Source organism: Vibrio sp. RE86 (assembly GCF_013114545.1).
Lineage (GTDB): Bacteria > Pseudomonadota > Gammaproteobacteria > Enterobacterales > Vibrionaceae > Vibrio.
Genome location: NZ_VTXI01000030.1, coordinates 14,982 through 29,117, shown reverse-complemented (window position 1 = coordinate 29,117; position 14,136 = coordinate 14,982). Strand labels below are relative to the sequence as shown.

At 45.8% G+C, this 14,136-nt stretch carries 11 protein-coding genes; 3 read left to right on the top strand and 8 right to left on the bottom strand.

The window, feature by feature from the left end; genetic code table 11:
- Positions 1 to 124 precede the first annotated feature (124 nt).
- From kdsB to F0231_RS19800, 5 genes are read right to left on the bottom strand one after another with little or no spacing between them, the layout of a single operon-like run.
- Entirely contained in the window at positions 125 to 877 is a 753-nt protein-coding gene (kdsB, locus tag F0231_RS19820; protein ID WP_171761412.1) for a 3-deoxy-manno-octulosonate cytidylyltransferase, read from the bottom strand.
- Positions 877 to 1,056, bottom strand: a complete 180-nt coding sequence (locus F0231_RS19815; protein WP_171761411.1) for a Trm112 family protein — start codon at positions 1,054 to 1,056, stop codon at positions 877 to 879. The genes kdsB and F0231_RS19815 overlap by 1 nt, the downstream gene beginning before the upstream one ends.
- The gene (gene lpxK, locus F0231_RS19810) at positions 1,037 to 2,047 is read right to left on the bottom strand and encodes a tetraacyldisaccharide 4'-kinase (RefSeq protein ID WP_171761410.1); all 1,011 of its coding nucleotides are present in this window, start codon (positions 2,045 to 2,047) and stop codon (positions 1,037 to 1,039) included. Before lpxK ends, F0231_RS19815 begins: the two co-directional genes overlap by 20 nt.
- A gap of 2 nt (positions 2,048 to 2,049) precedes the next feature.
- The gene (gene msbA / locus F0231_RS19805) at positions 2,050 to 3,798 is read right to left on the bottom strand and encodes a lipid A ABC transporter ATP-binding protein/permease MsbA (RefSeq protein WP_171761409.1); all 1,749 of its coding nucleotides are present in this window, start codon (positions 3,796 to 3,798) and stop codon (positions 2,050 to 2,052) included.
- Between the two features lie 32 nt (positions 3,799 to 3,830).
- Positions 3,831 to 6,074 carry a DNA internalization-related competence protein ComEC/Rec2 gene (locus tag F0231_RS19800; protein WP_171761408.1) on the bottom strand — a complete coding sequence of 748 codons (2,244 nt, stop codon included), beginning with the start codon at positions 6,072 to 6,074 and terminating at the stop codon, positions 3,831 to 3,833.
- An 8-nt stretch (positions 6,075 to 6,082) separates the two neighbouring features.
- Here F0231_RS19800 and F0231_RS19795 point away from each other — a divergent pair, with 8 nt between their 5' ends.
- Positions 6,083 to 6,613, top strand: coding sequence for a DUF2062 domain-containing protein (locus F0231_RS19795; RefSeq protein ID WP_171761407.1), 531 nt, complete (start codon positions 6,083 to 6,085; stop codon positions 6,611 to 6,613).
- Between the two features lie 117 nt (positions 6,614 to 6,730).
- On the opposite strand, the gene lolE is transcribed toward F0231_RS19795, so the two are convergent.
- From lolE to lolC, 3 genes are read right to left on the bottom strand one after another with little or no spacing between them, the layout of a single operon-like run.
- Entirely contained in the window at positions 6,731 to 7,975 is a 1,245-nt protein-coding gene (gene lolE, locus F0231_RS19790; RefSeq protein ID WP_171761406.1) for a lipoprotein-releasing ABC transporter permease subunit LolE, read from the bottom strand.
- Positions 7,976 to 8,662, bottom strand: coding sequence for a lipoprotein-releasing ABC transporter ATP-binding protein LolD (lolD, locus tag F0231_RS19785; RefSeq protein ID WP_171761405.1), 687 nt, complete (start codon positions 8,660 to 8,662; stop codon positions 7,976 to 7,978).
- Positions 8,655 to 9,863: a lipoprotein-releasing ABC transporter permease subunit LolC gene (gene lolC, locus F0231_RS19780; RefSeq protein ID WP_171761404.1), complete on the bottom strand. Its 1,209-nt coding sequence runs from the start codon at positions 9,861 to 9,863 to the stop codon at positions 8,655 to 8,657. The genes lolD and lolC overlap by 8 nt, the downstream gene beginning before the upstream one ends.
- Before the next feature lie 192 nt (positions 9,864 to 10,055).
- On the opposite strand from lolC, the gene F0231_RS19775 reads away from it, so the two are divergent.
- Positions 10,056 to 10,622: a PilZ domain-containing protein gene (locus F0231_RS19775; RefSeq protein WP_171761403.1), complete on the top strand. Its 567-nt coding sequence runs from the start codon at positions 10,056 to 10,058 to the stop codon at positions 10,620 to 10,622.
- A 5-nt stretch (positions 10,623 to 10,627) separates the two neighbouring features.
- A complete protein-coding gene (mfd, locus tag F0231_RS19770; RefSeq protein WP_171761402.1) occupies positions 10,628 to 14,089 on the top strand; it encodes a transcription-repair coupling factor in 3,462 nt (1,153 codons plus the stop codon).
- Positions 14,090 to 14,136 lie beyond the last annotated feature (47 nt).

Below are 14,136 nucleotides of genomic sequence, written 5' to 3'. Positions count from 1 at the left end.
AAGGCGGGATAGAAGTTATCCACGAGCGGTAAAAAGAAGGCCCAGTCGCTACGCGACTAGGCCTTCAAAAAGGTATTAAATGCTTCTTAACTTACAAGCATTAGGCCCTTACGGGCCTTTTTCTTTATTGCTGTGCGATGAGCTTTCTCACCACTTCTAAATCTTCTGGGGTATCTACACCAGCAGCAGGGGCTTCTTTCGCTACTTCAACATGGATCTTTTCACCATACCAAAGCACACGAAGCTGCTCTAAACACTCAATCTTCTCTAAAGCCGTTGGCTCCCAGTTGATGTAAGTATTAATAAACCCTGCACGGTACGCATAAATGCCAATGTGACGCATCAGTGGGTGAGCAACAACTTTATCTTGCTTGGCAAAGTTATCGCGATCCCAAGGAATAGTTGCACGACTGAAGTACATCGCATAACCGTCTTTATCTGTCAGTACTTTAACCGCATTTGGGTTAAACACTTCAGCTTCATCGTCAATCTCAACTGCCAGCGTTGCCATAGGAGCGATGCTATTCGCGAGGTTTTCAGCGACTTGACTGATAATCGCTGGCGGGATCAATGGCTCATCGCCTTGTACATTGACGATAATGTGATCGTCAGGGATGGCCATCTTATCAACGACTTCAGCTAAACGCTCAGTGCCCGATTCGTGATCAGGTGACGTCATGCATACTTCACCGCCAAACGCTAATGCAGCTTGCTCTACACGGTTATCGTCAGTTGCGATAATAACCTTATCTGCACCTGCTTGTATCGCTTGCTCATACACCCACTGGATCATTGGTTTGCCACCGATGTCAGCAAGCGGCTTTCCTGGCAAACGCGTTGATTGATAGCGTGCAGGGATAACAACCGTAAATGACATTATTTGCCCTCATCCATGCCGATATGGCGTGCTTCTGGCTCTAGAAGTACCGGAATGCCTTCTTTGATTGGGTAAGCTAAGCGATCTAACTTACAAATTAGCTCTTGCTTGTCCTTATCAAAGGTCAGCTTACCTTTACACACTGGGCAGGCAACAATCTCAAGCAGACGGTGATCCATAACTTTCCTTAACCTCTTTAATCATATTTAAGATGCGCGTTTCATCCTCTGGAGAGAACTCTGCACTAACTGGTAAAAACCACCAGTTGTCTTTGGCATAACTCGCGCACTTTACTGCATCTTTCTCTGTCATTATTAGATTTTTGCCCTGGCTTGCAAGGGACTCTAACTCTGACGGTACAAAATCTTTGTGATCAGCAAACCCTTGCTCGACGCTTGGGGCTGCTCCTAATGTTTCTAATGTTTTAAAAAATCTTGCGGGGTGGCCAATTCCAGCCATCGCGACAAGCTCATCTTTAAGCTCGTTGACATCACGATACTCACCCGTTTTTAAGTTTACTGCATGCGTAGGCCTTAAGCTCATCGCCGCTTCTCCGGCCTTCGCTTTACCACCATTTGTGATGATCAAATCGACTTCAGAAAGTCGTTCTACAGACTCACGTAGCGGGCCTAAAGGAATAAGCGCTTCACTGCCAAATCGACGCATGCCGTCAACCACAACAATCTCGATGTCACGTGACAAAGCATAGTGCTGCAGCCCGTCGTCCGTGATAATAATATCGACGCCGGAAGGCAGTAGCGCCTTGACCGCTTCGCTTCTAACGGGTGACACAGCCACTGGTGTGTTGGTGCGTTTAAAGATGAGTTTGGGTTCATCACCACAATGTTGAGTGGGTGTTTCGCTGCCGACAATCAAAGGGTAAGACGGAGCTTTAGCACCATAGCCGCGAGACACCACTCCTGGCTTATAACCGAGTGCTTGAAGTTGCTCCACCAACCAAATAACGACCGGAGTTTTTCCATTGCCACCAGCGGTGATATTGCCAACAACAATCACAGGCACCGGAGCTTTATAACTCTGCTTCTTACCAGATTGATACTGTAAACGCCGACTCCGACTGATGAAACCGAATAGCACACTGAGTGGCCACAAAAGCGGCCACAACACATATTTAAGCGGATGGTTTTCAAACCAAATTTTTTCAACCAAGATTAAGCACCAAACTGGATTCGATGAAGCTGTGCATAAGCACCGTCACGCTCGATCAGCTCACTATGATTGCCGCGCTCGACAATTTCACCTTCATCGACAACCAAAATCTCATCTGCATTTTCAATGGTTGAGAGTCGGTGAGCAATCACTAGCACCGTCTTATCTTTCTGAAGCTCATCTAGGGCTGACTGAATTGCTTTCTCAGATTCTGTATCAAGAGCCGATGTTGCTTCATCAAGAATAAGTACAGGAGCATCACGCAATAGTGCTCTCGCTATCGCGATACGCTGACGTTGACCACCCGATAAGCTCGCGCCATTTTCACCGATAACCGTATCAAGTCCATCATCCATAGCGTCGATAAAGTCCATCGCATGCGCCAATCGCGCCGCTTTTTCTATCTCTTCTCGGCTGTATTGCTCAGTAGCCGCGTAGGCAATGTTATTTGCGATAGTGTCGTTAAACAGATGTACGTTTTGAGAAACGAGTGCAAAGTGTGTACGCAAATTAGTCAACGTATAGTCGCGTACATCATTATCATCTAAGCGGATTTCGCCTGCATCAACATCATAAAAACGGGTAAACAAGTTCGCAATAGTACTTTTACCGGACCCAGAACGACCAACCAAGGCGAGCGTTTTACCCTCAGGAATATTGAAGCTAACATTACTCAGTGCTGGTTTTTCTTTACCTTCATAACTAAAGGTTACGTCTTTAACTGAAAGCTCACCGCGCACTTTATCCGCTTCGTATTTACCGTTGTCTTGCTCTGTTTCCAAATCCATCAGCGCAAACAACGTTTGGCTCGCAGCCATACCACGTTGGAAATCAGAAGTTACGTTGGTCAAGGCTTTAAGTGGGCGCATAAGGCCAAACATAGCAGAGAAGACGACTGTGAACGTACCTGGGGTCAGTTCAGCACGGATTGAGTCAACACTTGCTAAGAAAAGAACGACAACAAGTGCAATTGACGCAATCACCTGAATAACAGGGTTAGCAATCGCTTGTGCTGCAACCAGTTTCATCGATTGTTGACGCATCTGGTTGCTGACTGTATCAAAACGTTCACGCTCGACACTTTGACCACCGTAACTGAGAACAACCTTATGTCCCTTTAGCATCTGCTCTGCTGAAGAGCTCACGTGACCCATTGCTTCTTGCATGTTCTTTGAGATTTTACGGAATCGTTTGGAAACGACACCAATTCCCCAAGCGACTAATGGTGCAACCACAAACAGAACAAGCGAAAGTTGCCAACTGTTCCAGAACATCAGTACTAGCAGACCAATGATACTTGCACCTTCACGAACAATGCTGACAAGCGCTCGGCTAGTCGCACCCGCTACTTGCTCAGAGTCATAAGTAATACGTGATAACAAACCACCAGCGGACTCTTTATCGAAATATGAGACTGGCATGTGCATAAACTGATTAAAGATGGCACGTCTCATCATCATAACGACGTTGCCTGATACCCAGCTTAGACAATAGGTAGAGACGAACCCACTAAGGCCTCGGACAACCATCATTCCGAAGATAATAAAGGGAAGAGTTCGTAAGAAATTAGACTCGGCGTTACCAAAGCCCTCATCAAGAAGTGGCTTTAGCAAAGAAACCATGTAGGTATCAGCAACTGCGTTAACAATCAGTGCAACAACGGCAACCGCTAAACCTGCTTTGTACAAACGAATGTAGGTCCAAAGTCGCTTAAACGTTTTCCAAGTTGTTTCGTCTTGATTCAGTGACATAGAAGTGCTTATTTTCTTTTACAATATTCCTTCTATTCTACTCCCTTACGCAGCATCTGCCTATACCAACTCCCCCCTTTCCCATCACGAAGAGTACGTATGTAAGTGTTTTCTGGATAAAAATCCACCACCACTTGACCTGAGGAGCCCGTATCTAGCCATTGGGCTCCTCTATCTTGATATCTATCAACTACATCTTTATTTGGTAATGACCAACGCCCACTTTTCGCGGTCGATGCAATCGCCAAGACAGGCTTCACCGCATCAATAAACAAAGGCAATGAAGAAGTTGCACTTCCGTGGTGAGGGACTAGGATTACATCCGCTTCCAACACTGGCACCTGACGAATCAGCATCCATTCCGCTATTGATTCAATGTCTCCTGTCAGTAGGACACTGCTTTTTTCTAGAACATGTGTGAGCTTAATGACACAAGAGTGCGGATTGTATGCACGAGATACTACATTGGGTGGCCACATGACTTGTATCTCTATCTGATGCCATTGCCAGAGCTGACCTTGGACACACAGCGTATTGCCAATGTTTTTTTGGCTTGTCAGAATCTTGTTTGGCGCAAACCGTTCTGCAATTTTTTGCCATCCTCCGGCATGATCGTTATCGAGATGACTAAGTACCAAGTAGTCAATATTTCTTCGCTCCTTCCAACTCATATAAGGGAATATTACCCTTTCAGCGATACTCGACTCATTCCATGCAGCGCCCGTATCGTAAAGTAGACTCTGTTCGTTTTGGTTTACTATGACAGCTAAACCATGGCCGACATCAAGGACAACCAGTTGCCATAAAGGTTGAGAGCGCCAATTGCTAAACGACAGCACAGCTATCAAGGCAAAAACCGCACGTGATTGGTTGGTCAATACTGGATATAAAACTAACCATACAATACCCACTGCCAGCCATTTTAACTGACCGCTCGAAACATCAACCCATCCCCAATGGGCGTAATTCATTGCCCAAGTCACAACTGTTAAACTCAGATCCACAGCCTGCCAAATTAAGCCAGCATTACTAAATAACAACTCATACACAAAGGCAGTAAACAGAAGAGGAACAACAATCACGGAGAACCAAGGGACGAATACTAGGTTGTATAGAACCGCACTGAGGCTGACTCCATTAAACAGATACACAACCAGTGGTGACATTGCGAGTACGATGAACAACTGCAACCGACACGCTTTTAACCACCACGCTCCTTGAGCGTTAATACGTAAAGAGAGGGAGATGAAAACTAGCCCCACCGCAAGCATCGACATCCATAAACTCGAAGAAGCGACAGAAAATGGATCAAGTGCTAGTAAACCACTCAACACCAATAGCCACTTATAGAAATAGCCTAGCTCACCTGCTCTCAACTGAATCAAACACAATAAAGCACACATTAGAAAGGCGCGTTTGGTAGGAATAGAGAATCCCGCTAACCAAGCGTAACCAAATGCGAGGCCCAGTCCGACGACCACGCAGCTTTTACTTAGTCTTGGATGAAACCTTAAAAGCACTAACCCAAACCACCAGCCCAATCCAAAAACAATCCCAATGTGCAATCCAGAGATCGATACCAGATGACTCAAACCGCTGTGTTGTAACTTCGTCCATGTTTCAGAAGTCAGTTCGCTTCGATCACCAAACAGTAATGCCTTGAAAAGCGGGGAATGAGGGAATGAATCAATCGAATTCGATATGCGCTCAACAACAAGCCCCCGAATTGACGAGCGATTAACGATAAAGTAACTTTGATTTGAAACGACTCTGGCCTCACCGACTATACCTTGTGAGAACGCATATTTCTCAGCATCAAAACCCACCTCATTCATTAGCCCTGTGATTGGGCTTAACTTAACGTGCGCTTCCAGTAAATCACCTAGTTGCAAGTGGTGTACTATTTTCAAACGAATCTTTGGCTGATACAAACTGCTCAAGTCGTATCCATTGATTGATCTAACTAAAACAATCCCATGAAAGCCGTGATTTGTTGGTTGAAAAATGCTGTCAACCTCTGCAGTTATGCTAATATTCTCTCCTGCTTGAAAGAGCGTTTCAGTTTGATATCGCAGTAAGTTGCCGTGTACAAGTATGACGACACACGCTAACGCTAACCCGACAACTAATCTTGCTTGCCTATACTTGATGGAAATCATCAAACAAACTGCGCAAACAAGAATGTAATGCCAATCAGGCATCATTGACCAAAACGGGCTAGTGATGATCAACAACGAAAAAGAAATTAGCGTCCAATAATGTAAGTAGAGAGTCATATTTCCCTATGCCAAGAAAATTTATTAAACGCTTTATGCCTGACCACGAAGTGATTAAACGTCAAAAGGCACTAAAGATTTTTGGCAATGTGCTATACAACCCGAACCTATGGTGCTTAAACCGACGTTCAGCCGCGGGAGCTTTCGCCGTTGGTTTGTTCATGGCTTTTGTTCCACTACCAAGCCAGATGATCATGTCGGCTGGTCTTGCCATTGCGTGTGGTGTTAACCTTCCGCTCTCTGTTGCCTTGGTTTGGGTCAGTAACCCTGTCACGATGCCAGTGCTGTTCTACTTTGCTTATAAAGTCGGCGCTTGGGCAATGCATGTGCCACCACAGCATTTTCATTTTGAACTCTCTTGGGAATTCATCATGCACCAAATGAGCACTATCGGTCCTCCGTTCCTGCTCGGCTGCCTTATTTGTGGTGTTGTTTCTGCGATGCTTGGTTACTTTGGGATAAAAGCACTGTGGCGTTATTCTGTTGTACGAAGTTGGCAAAAGCGCCAAATCAGAATACGAGGCTTGTTGAAGAAGTAAATTCGACATGACTGAGCTGAAATCGACATCAAGGTCGATTGAAAACCCAGTGAAAGATAAGTATTAAAAAAGGACCGTTTGGTCCTTTTTTATTGTCTTGAAACTATCAGCTCCACATTACTTTGAGCTAAGTACTGCGGCTGGGTTTAACTTGCTTGCTCTTGAGGCTGGATACCAGGTCGCGACTAAACTAAGGACAATCGCGGTAATCGAGACTAATGCGACATCGACAGGTTCTATTTGAGAGGGCAAAAAGTTCACAAAGTAGATATCTCCTGAAAGAAACTTATGATCAATCAAGTTTTCTAGCGCTGTGATCAGCCCTGTCAAATTAAACGCTACTAACACGCCAACAACACTACCCGCGATGCTACCTAGCGCACCAGAAAAGACGCCTTGCCACACAAAGATACGTTTGATTAGTCCATCCGTTGCACCCATTGTGCGTAAAATAGCAATCTCCGCGGCTCTATCTTTTACCGCCATCATCAAGGTCGAAACGATATTAAAGCTAGCTACACCAATCACTAAAACCATTACTAAGTACATGATTGTGCGAACAAGTTGAATGTCTCGATATAGGAAGCCATATTTCTGTTTCCAGCTTCTTAGATAAACCGGTGTACTGATCGTATTACCTGCCTCTCTCACAATTTGAGTCGCATCAAGCACATCGGTTACTTTCACCGACACGCCTGTAACGGCTTGATCAAGTCTTGAATAATTTTGAGCATCCGCCAGAGGAACTAAGGCAAGGTTGTGATCAATCTGGCCATTAAGAGTCAGCAAACCGGCCACTTGTACCCTAACGCGTTTTGGCGCTTGAACCTTAGTCGTCGCGCCGCCCGTTGGAATCATTAACGTCAGATAATCGCCCTGAGCAACACCGATACGATCCGCAACCCCTTTACCAAGGATGACCTGTCTTTGACCCGCTTTAAAGTTGCTCCATACCTCTGCCGAAATGAATTGATTTAGATTGGACACTTTCGGCTCTAAGGTTGGATCAATCCCCCTCACTTCAATCGCTTTTAGCTCTTTACCTTTCTCGGCAAGCGCTGTCATCTTGACGAAAGGAGCCGCAGCTTCAATTTCGGGATGTTTTTCTGCCTGAGCAACAATCCCCTGCCAGTCAGACAGTGGCGCGTGAACACCCTCAAATTCACCATGAGAAATTACCGACAAAACACGATCTTTCAGTTCGCGCTCAAAGCCGTTCATAGCTGATAGACCGATAATGATCACAGCAACACCTACCGCAATACCAATGGTCGATGACATCGAAATGAAAGAGACCATTTTATTGCGTTGTTTCGCTCGGCTAAAACGTACCGCAATCAGATGAGATAACGATGAGAACACCTAAGCCCCCTCAATGTTAAGTAAAAGGCCATCTTGCATATGGAGTTGACGATCCATTTTCCCTGCTAGTTCCCCATCATGGGTAACGACAAGAAAGGCAGTTTGCGACTCTTGATTGAGCTCTCTCATCAAATCGTAAATAGAGAGAGCCGTTTTATGGTCTAAATTACCTGTCGGTTCGTCCGCCAGTACCAAAGCAGGGTTATTCACGAGCGCACGTGCAATCGCGACACGCTGCCTTTCTCCGCCTGACATTTCTGAAGGACGATGTTCAAGACGGTGGCTCAAGCCTACTTTATCCAGCAGAGCTTGCGCAGACTGCTTGGCTTGTTTGACATTCACGCCACCGATGAGCAGTGGCATTGCCACATTTTCAACGGCACTAAAGTCAGACAGCAAATGGTGGAATTGATAAACGAATCCAAGATGCTGGTTACGAAGCTTAGCCTGTTTATTCGAACTCAGTTTCGATAAGTCTTGATCCAAAAAGGTTACATGCCCTTCGGTCGCTTCGTCTAACGCTCCTAGAATGTGCAACAATGTACTCTTTCCTGAGCCCGATGAGCCGATGATAGAGGCAAGCTCGCCTTTGTGCATATCAAAGCTCACCCCTTTAAGCACTTGAGTATCAAACGCTCCCTCATGGTACGTTTTGCATACGTTATGACACTGGAGAAGGTTACTCATATCTCAAAGCCTCGGCTGGTTTTACGGAAGATGCGCGGTATGAAGGGAATAATGTAGCAAGCAGGCTTAGCGCAATAGCCAACACCACAACAATAGTAATTTGCACGGGGTTGATCATAACCGGTAGCTCACCACCAACAGAGAACAGGGCGACTCCCATGCTTTCAAGAATGGCATTGAGATTACTCGCCAAAAGAATGCCCAAGGTGCCACCAATTAGTGCGCCTATCACACCACTACTGGCCCCTTGAACCATAAAGATGGCGAGGACTTGTCGATCGGTCATGCCCTGAGTCTTCAATATCGCAACTTCAGACTGTTTCTCCATAACAACCATGATCAATGCAGAGATGATGTTAAACGCCGCGACGCCAATGATTAGACCAAGCATGAGTCCCATCATGTTCTTTTCCATTCGGACAGCTTGGAAGAGTTCACCGCGTTGGTCTCGCCAATCTTGCCATTTCCAACCATCAGGCAACGGCTGTTCACTTAAATCTGCGACCACAAATGGGTCGTTAAAAGAGAGTCGCCATCCAGTCATGGTGTCTGCTTTTAAACGCATGAGTTTTCCGGCATCTTCAATATGGGTGAGCATCAACTGGCCGTCTACATCCGAACCTGTGTTATAGATCCCTGCAACCGTGAACAAGCGTTGGCTCGGAATACGTCCTAATGGCGTAAACTGACTGGCACTTGTCACCATCAAACGAACTTTATCTCCCATGGAGACATTTAGAGACCTTGCCAATGTATGGCCGATAAACAGTTGATATTTGCCCGCTTGCAAATTAGTGAGCCTGCCAGCAATCAAATGCGCTTCGATTGGGTCATCGTCAGTGGGCTGAATACCAATCAGCAAACCTGCACTCAACTGACTAGCACTTTGCAGTACCGCTTCACTTTGCACGATAGGTTCAGGTTGCCCTGCATCTGATAGTTGAGAAATAAATTGAGGAGCCGTATCTAAGCGTTCTGTTTTGCCATCATGTTGTGACACGATTGCTTGAGGAAGTACGCCCAAAATGCGCCCTTTTAGCTGGGCTTCAAAGCCATTCATGACAGAAAGCACTGTCACCAAAGACATCACACCAATGGTGATGCCCGCCGTAGACATATAAGAAACAAAGCGGCTAAACCTATCACCAGAGCGCCCTCTTAAATAACGCAAACCGATGAAGGTAGAGACAGGATGAAACATAGTAGTGACCAAGGTTAGAGTCGTAGGTTCTGGTTCAGGTCAGTTGACCTAGTCATACTCTACCGATTAAACGTCGCTACGTGTAGTGTTTAATTGCCAATAACAAGTTAAATTATGTAATAAACAAAGGGATACCTTGATTCCTGTTCAGGTATAACGATAATCAAGGCTAGAACGTAAAAGGAATCGAGCATGTCTGAACAAGAGTTTTTTACTGTTAACCACACTATGACCGTTAATGTTGAACCATTAGCGAGCGGTGAGGCATTACCAAGCTTTGAGAAATTTGAATCGGAAATCCCTGCTCCATTTCTTGTTGCCAGTGAATTCAGCAACTTAGACTGGCTCAATGACAGTGCTCGTAACGAATTGAAAAACAATGATTTCAAGCACGTCATCCAGCTATTGGATACTCAAAACTCTAAACTCAATTTGCTGCTCACTTTCATGCTATCTCAGCAAGATGATGCCAATTTTCGTCATCAAACCCATTCATTTGGTGCCAGTCAATTCAGTTATGCTTCAGAAGCAGCAATCGATATTGATACCAAGGTGAGAGTAAAACTGTTCTTAGACCACCCACCCGCCGCCATCTATTGCTATGGCCACATCACTAAAGTGGAACAAGACGATGACATGAACCTGGTCACTGTGAAATACGACCATCTTAGAGATCTAGACCAAGACCTTCTGATCAAAGCGGCGCTCTACCAGCAACAAAAACTGCTTCGCCAACGCTCGCTCAATCGTGATAAATAATTAATATGTCTACTACTTCATTATTCAATCTGGCCTGTGCAAATGGAGCTGGAGATAAAAAACAGATCGGTAACTTACAAGGGTCCGCTCTCGCTCTCGCCATTGCCGAGTTAGCCGAACGTCACTCAGCTCATACCTTATTGGCGGTCCCTGATCCTCAAACTGCGCTTAAATTGCAGCAGGAAATTGAGCAGTTTACACAACAAGAAGTCACGCTCTTCCCTGACTGGGAAACGCTGCCATACGACAGTTTCTCTCCTCACCAAGAGATCATTTCTGACCGTATCTCGCGCCTTTATCAGCTACCGACACAAGAAAGTGGTATTACGATAGTTCCCGTCAGTACCTTACTTCAGCGTCAGTCACCACGTGATTACTTGATGCAACACACCTTGATGGTGAAGGTTGGCGATCTATTCTCGTTAGAAAAGCTTCGCCTTCAACTTGAGAAGTCAGGCTACAGACACGTTGACCAAGTATTTGGTCCGGGGGAATACGCAAGTCGAGGCTCCATTCTTGATCTCTTCCCAATGGGGTCAAAAGACCCGTTTCGCATCGATTTCTTTGATGACGAGATCGATACCATTCGCACCTTTGATCCGGAAAACCAACGCTCAATCGAAGATACCAAAGAGATTCGTCTACTGCCTGCGCACGAGTTCCCAACATCAGAAAGCGCAATTGAAGATTTTCGTATCCGTTGGCGTCAGAAATTCGAAGCTCGTCGAGAGCCTGAATCGGTCTATATGCAAGTATCGAAAGGCACTTGGCCAGCGGGTATCGAATATTGGCAGCCGCTATTTTTTGAACACACAGAAACCCTGTTTGATTACATTCCAGACAACAGTCAGCTTTTAGCGGTTGGGGATATTGAAGCGGCCGTAGATACATTCTTAACCGATGTAGACTACCGCTATGATCAGCGAAAAGTTGATCCTTTGCGCCCGTTACTCGAACCACAAGAACTGTGGTTGAAAAAAGATGAGCTGTTTAGTCAATTTAAACAACTGCCGCAAGTTCAGCTATTCGTTGAGCCTGTCAGTGAAAAGCAAGGCCGTTGTAATCCAGATTTATCGCCACTACCCGATTTAGCGGTTCAACATCAAAACAAAGAACCTATGTCGGCGCTGCGCCAATTTAGTGAATCGTTTACCGGTAAAATCGTTTTCTCTGTTGAATCTGAGGGCCGCCGTGAAGCGCTATTAGAGCTCTTGCAACGTATTAAGCTTCGCCCAGAAGAGAAAGCCAACCTAGAAGACGCTGTCTCTTCGTCTGCCAAGTTTAGTTTGGTGTTAGGTGCTGCTGAGCATGGATTTATTTACGGCAGTGACCAAATCGCTTTCATTTGTGAAAGTGATTTACTGGGTGACCGAGTCATTCAGCGCCGCCGCAAAGATCGTAAAGCGACCAATAGCGATGCGGTTATTCGAAACCTTGCCGAGCTTCAACCTGGTCAACCTGTCGTCCACATTGACCACGGTATTGGCCGCTACATTGGTTTGCAAACGCTTGAAGCAGGCGGCATGACAACCGAATACGTTACGCTTGAGTACCAAAACGAAGCCAAGCTTTACGTCCCTGTTGCTTCACTGAACTTAATTAGCCGTTATTCAGGGGGCGCAGAAGATGGCGCGCCAATCCACAAACTGGGTGGTGAAGCTTGGGCGAAAGCTCGACGTAAAGCCGCTGAAAAAGTGCGTGACGTTGCGGCTGAACTGCTAGATGTGTATGCCAAACGTGAGCTGAAACCTGGCTACAAGTTTGCGCTAGACCGCGGTCAGTACGCAACCTTCAAAGCGGGCTTCCCATTTGAGGAAACAGACGATCAATCAATGGCGATTAACGCCGTGATGTCTGATATGTGTCAAGCTAAAGCGATGGATAGACTCGTCTGTGGTGATGTGGGCTTTGGTAAAACCGAAGTCGCGATGCGAGCCGCATTCTTAGCAACAGATAACGGCAAGCAAGTTGCGGTGCTGGTTCCTACCACTTTGCTTGCCCAGCAACACTTTGAAAACTTCCGTGATAGATTCGCGAACCTACCGATTCGGGTGGAAGTTCTATCACGTTTCAAAACCGCCAAAGAGCAAAAACTGGTTCTTCAAGATATTGAAGACGGTAAAGTTGATCTTGTCGTCGGTACGCACAAACTCCTCTCAAATGACATCAAATTTAAAGATCTCGGCCTACTGATTGTCGATGAAGAACATCGATTTGGTGTTCGCCAGAAAGAGAAAATGAAGGCAATGCGCGCCGATGTTGACATTCTGACGCTCACTGCAACGCCAATCCCTCGTACTCTGAATATGGCAATGAGTGGCATGCGCGATCTTTCGATCATCGCAACACCACCAGCGAGACGCCTTGCGATCAAGACCTTTGTCAGACAGAGCGATGATGCCGTAGTGCGAGAAGCCGTCCTACGTGAAATTATGCGTGGTGGTCAGGTTTACTTCCTTCATAACCAAGTTGAAACGATCGAGAAAGTTGCAGCAGACTTAGAAAAGCTCATTCCTGAAGCACGCGTGACGGTGGCACATGGCCAAATGCGCGAGCGTGAGCTAGAGCGCATCATGAATGACTTCTACCACCAGCGCTTTAACTTGCTCGTGTGTACGACGATTATTGAGACAGGTATTGACGTCCCAACGGCCAACACCATCATTATGGATAGAGCTGACAACCTCGGTTTGGCCCAGCTGCACCAGCTACGTGGTCGTGTAGGTCGTTCGCATCACCAAGCCTATGCTTACTTACTGACACCGCACCCAAAAGCAATGACCAAAGATGCCGTCAAGCGTCTCGATGCGATTGCATCACTTGAAGACTTAGGCGCTGGCTTTACTCTAGCAACTCACGATCTTGAGATCCGAGGCGCGGGTGAACTCTTAGGTGATGAGCAAAGTGGTCAAATTCAATCGGTTGGTTTCACTCTCTATATGGAAATGTTGGAACAAGCGGTAGAAGCGTTGAAAGAAGGTAAAGAACCATCACTCGATGAGCTACTTCGTGACCAAACCGAAGTAGAGATGCGCCTACCTGCCTTGCTGCCAGACGACTACATCCCAGATATTAACACTCGTCTATCGATGTATAAGCAGATTGCCAGTGTCAGCACTGAAGAAGAACTGGGTGAGTTAAAGATTGAGCTTATCGACCGCTTTGGTTTATTACCTGACGCTACGAAGAATCTACTGTCAGTAGCTCAACTGAAGCTGGAGGCAGCAGCATTAAAGGTTAAAAAGATCGAAGCTCACGACAAAGGCGGCTTTATCGAATTCTATCCAGATGCTGACATTAACCCTATGTTCTTGGTTAAACTATTGCAGTCTCAACCACAAAAATTCGCAATGGATGGACCAACTAAGTTCAAGTTTACGATACCATTAGTCGACAGACGTAAGCGTATTCAATTTGTTAATGACATGCTCGGCGAGTTCCAGCAAAATCTATTACCTAAAGCTTGAGTGTTCAAAGATTAAAATTAAGGCACGAAGTGCCTTTTCATGGAGTT

Excerpts from the sequence above, each read along its gene's own strand:
- kdsB (WP_171761412.1), bottom strand. The coding sequence starts at position 877 with ATGTCATTTACGGTTGTTATCCCTGCACGCTATCAATCAACGCGTTTG.
- F0231_RS19815 (WP_171761411.1), bottom strand. The coding sequence starts at position 1,056 with ATGGATCACCGTCTGCTTGAGATTGTTGCCTGCCCAGTGTGTAAAGGT.
- msbA (WP_171761409.1), bottom strand. The coding sequence starts at position 3,798 with ATGTCACTGAATCAAGACGAAACAACTTGGAAAACGTTTAAGCGACTT.
- F0231_RS19800 (WP_171761408.1), bottom strand. The coding sequence starts at position 6,074 with ATGACTCTCTACTTACATTATTGGACGCTAATTTCTTTTTCGTTGTTG.
- F0231_RS19795 (WP_171761407.1), top strand. The coding sequence starts at position 6,083 with ATGCCAAGAAAATTTATTAAACGCTTTATGCCTGACCACGAAGTGATT.
- lolD (WP_171761405.1), bottom strand. The coding sequence starts at position 8,662 with ATGAGTAACCTTCTCCAGTGTCATAACGTATGCAAAACGTACCATGAG.
- lolC (WP_171761404.1), bottom strand. The coding sequence starts at position 9,863 with ATGTTTCATCCTGTCTCTACCTTCATCGGTTTGCGTTATTTAAGAGGG.
- F0231_RS19775 (WP_171761403.1), top strand. The coding sequence starts at position 10,056 with ATGTCTGAACAAGAGTTTTTTACTGTTAACCACACTATGACCGTTAAT.
- mfd (WP_171761402.1), top strand. The coding sequence starts at position 10,628 with ATGTCTACTACTTCATTATTCAATCTGGCCTGTGCAAATGGAGCTGGA.